The sequence below is a fragment of the Mycobacterium intermedium genome (genome assembly GCF_002086275.1).
GTDB classification, from domain to species: domain Bacteria; phylum Actinomycetota; class Actinomycetes; order Mycobacteriales; family Mycobacteriaceae; genus Mycobacterium; species Mycobacterium intermedium.
On record NZ_MVHT01000204.1, the window covers coordinates 1 to 2,415 of the forward strand.

The following is a 2,415-nucleotide window of genomic DNA, read 5'->3' on the forward strand; positions in this document are numbered from 1 at the left end:
AACAGGGCGGCCACCGCGGCGGATACCTCGTCGGCGCCGGCGGCCAGCACCTGCGTGGTGGGTAGGGCCGCGGCGGAGCTGGCGGTGTTGAGGGTCGATCCGATGTTGGCCAGATCCGATGCCGCCGCTGCGACGAACTCCGGCACGGCGAATAGATACGACATGTGTCTCCCTCCCTAGAGTGCGCAATTTGGATCCCCCACTGCGCTTGCCAGGCACGCCATAGCCGGGAAAAGTGTCCACTTTTACTATTTCGTCAATATCCAAATATTTGCGTTACAGCCTGCTCGGCCCGGCTGGATTGAGTGGCAAGCTGGGACCCGTGAATTCGTTCAGTGCAGATGCGATTCAAGCGGAGACGGTCACCATCACCGGTCACGGCGGCCACGAGATCGAGGCGTACCGGGCCATGCCTCTGGCCGAAGGTTCCCGCGGCGGAATCGTCTGGATCCACCACATGCCCGGCTATGACCGCGAAACCAAGGAGTTCGTGCGGCGCTTGGCGGTCAGCGGGTACCACACGGTGGCGCCGAACCTGTATTCCCGCGAGGCTCCGGGCGCGGCGCCGGACGACGCGGCCGCGGCAGCGCGCGCTGCGGGCGGGGTGCCCGACGAGCGGTTGGTCGGCGACGTCGCCGGGGCCGTCGAGCACCTGCGCTCACTACCCGGTGCGAACGGAAAGTTCGGCGTCATCGGCCACTGCTCGGGTGGGCGGCACGCCTATCTCGCCGCGTGCTCGCTGCAATTCGGCGCCGCAGTGGACTGCTACGGAGCCTTCATCGTCGAAGATCCGCCGGAAGGCATGCCCAAGACGATGCAACCGATCCTGGGGCTCGCGTCGAACCTGAGTTGCCCGCTGCTCGGCCTCTTCGGGGCCGAGGACCGGTTCCCGACACCCGACGGGGTGGCAACCCTGGACGCCGAACTGACCCGGCTGGGCAAGCCGCACGAATTCCACTCCTACGAGGGTGCGGGCCACTCGTTCTTCTCCGTCGATCGCCCGGCGTACCGGCCGGAAGCGGCGGTTGACGGCTGGCGTCGGATCGAGACGTTCTTCGGTACTCACCTGAAAGGCTAGGTCTCCCAACACATGTGCACGTATCTGACCGAACACGTAGAGATCGACGGCAGCGGAAAGGGCGCCACCGGATGGTTTGGCGCCAGTCGCGCAACGGTGTACGTCGACCATCCCGTCCATGCGCCGTACGGCCATACGGTGAACATCGATGTGATCAACCCGCAGCTGGGACCGTCCGCGCGGGTTGCACTCGAGCTCACCGAGGAGAGCGCGCTGGCCCTGGCCGACGCCATTCGTGCCGCGATCTCGCACGCGCCGGCCGGTCTGGCCTCCAAGAATCAGTAGGCCGCCGTGACTAGCGATCCTGCAGGGCGTGACTATCCCGAAATGGCTGCCGCGCGAGGGCGAGTCGAGCCGGCGCCGCGGCGGGTTCGCGGCTACCTGGGCCACGAACTCGTCTTTGACACCACCGCAGCGCGCTACGTATGGGAAATCCCGTATTACCCGCAGTACTACATCCCGCTGGCCGACGTCCGCGCCGAGTTCCTACGCGATGAAAACCATTCGCAGAAAGTGCAATTCGGCCCTTCGAGGCTGCATGGATTGGTCGGCGGCGGCGAGACCCACCCGTCGGCGGCGCGGGTGTTCGACGCCGACAACGACGGTCCCGTTGCGGGGACCGTGCGATTCAACTGGGATGCGTTGCGTTGGTTCGAAGAAGACGAGCCGATCTACGGCCACCCGCGCAATCCTTATTCGCGGGTCGACGCACTGCGCTCGCACCGGCACGTCCGAGTGGAACTTGGCGGCGTCGTGCTGGCTGACACTCAATCTCCGGTGCTGCTCTTCGAAACCGGCCTGCCCACCAGGTATTACATCGATCCCACCGATGTCTTCTTCGAGCACTTGGAACCGAGTGCCACCCAGACGCTGTGTCCGTACAAGGGGACGACGTCGGGGTACTGGTCGGTGCGGGCAGGCGACACCGTGCATCCCGACTTGGCGTGGACGTATCACTACCCTCTCCCGGCGGTGGCCCCGATCGCCGGTCTGGTGGCGTTCTACAACGAAAAGGTCGACATCATCGTCGACGGTGTTGGCTTGGCGCGGCCCCGGACTCATTTCAGCTAGGGCCGACTGGGGTCGACGGTTGCGCCAGCGTGACGCTCGGTGGCGGTCGTCGTGCCAGCGTGACGTTCGGCGGGGGAGGCGGCGGGGGAGGCTCGTCGGCGTCGACGGTTGCGCCAGCGTGACGCTCGGTGGCGGTCGTCGCGCCAGCGTGACGCTCGGCGTGAGAGGCGGGCGGCGGGGGAGGCTCGTCGGCGTCGACGGTTGCGTCAGCGTGACGCTCGGCGGTAACGGCGGCATGGGGGCGCAGCCCGGCTATGGGGCAACGG

General features: G+C 66.6%; 4 protein-coding genes and 1 pseudogene. 3 read left to right on the forward strand and 2 right to left on the reverse strand.

Features of this window, described 5'->3' with window-relative positions; translation table 11 throughout:
• Positions 1-164: PE family protein (locus tag BST27_RS30085; RefSeq protein WP_139805479.1), on the reverse strand; the 164-nt coding region annotated here is incomplete at its 3' end.
• 158 nt (positions 165-322) lie between these two features.
• Between BST27_RS30085 and BST27_RS30090 the strand changes: the two genes are divergently transcribed.
• The 3 genes from BST27_RS30090 to BST27_RS30100 are packed head-to-tail and all read left to right on the forward strand — an operon-like array spanning position 323 to position 2,149.
• Positions 323-1,078, forward strand: a complete 756-nt coding sequence (locus tag BST27_RS30090; RefSeq protein ID WP_069422654.1) for a dienelactone hydrolase family protein — start codon at positions 323-325, stop codon at positions 1,076-1,078.
• A gap of 12 nt (positions 1,079-1,090) precedes the next feature.
• On the forward strand, positions 1,091-1,363 hold the full coding sequence (locus BST27_RS30095; RefSeq protein ID WP_069422653.1) for a DUF6295 family protein: 273 nt from the start codon (positions 1,091-1,093) through the stop codon (positions 1,361-1,363).
• Between the two features lie 42 nt (positions 1,364-1,405).
• Positions 1,406-2,149, forward strand: coding sequence for a DUF427 domain-containing protein (locus tag BST27_RS30100; RefSeq protein WP_069422652.1), 744 nt, complete (start codon positions 1,406-1,408; stop codon positions 2,147-2,149).
• On the opposite strand, the pseudogene BST27_RS32880 reads toward BST27_RS30100, so the two are convergent.
• Positions 2,142-2,415: pseudogene (locus BST27_RS32880) on the reverse strand (hypothetical protein); the annotation flags it as partial. The gene BST27_RS30100 and the pseudogene BST27_RS32880 overlap by 8 nt on opposite strands.

What these genes read in the sequence shown, in the direction of transcription:
- BST27_RS30095 (WP_069422653.1), top strand. Translation starts at nt 1,091, where the DNA reads ATGTGCACGTATCTGACCGAACACGTAGAGATCGACGGCAGCGGAAAG.
- BST27_RS30100 (WP_069422652.1), top strand. Translation starts at nt 1,406, where the DNA reads ATGGCTGCCGCGCGAGGGCGAGTCGAGCCGGCGCCGCGGCGGGTTCGC.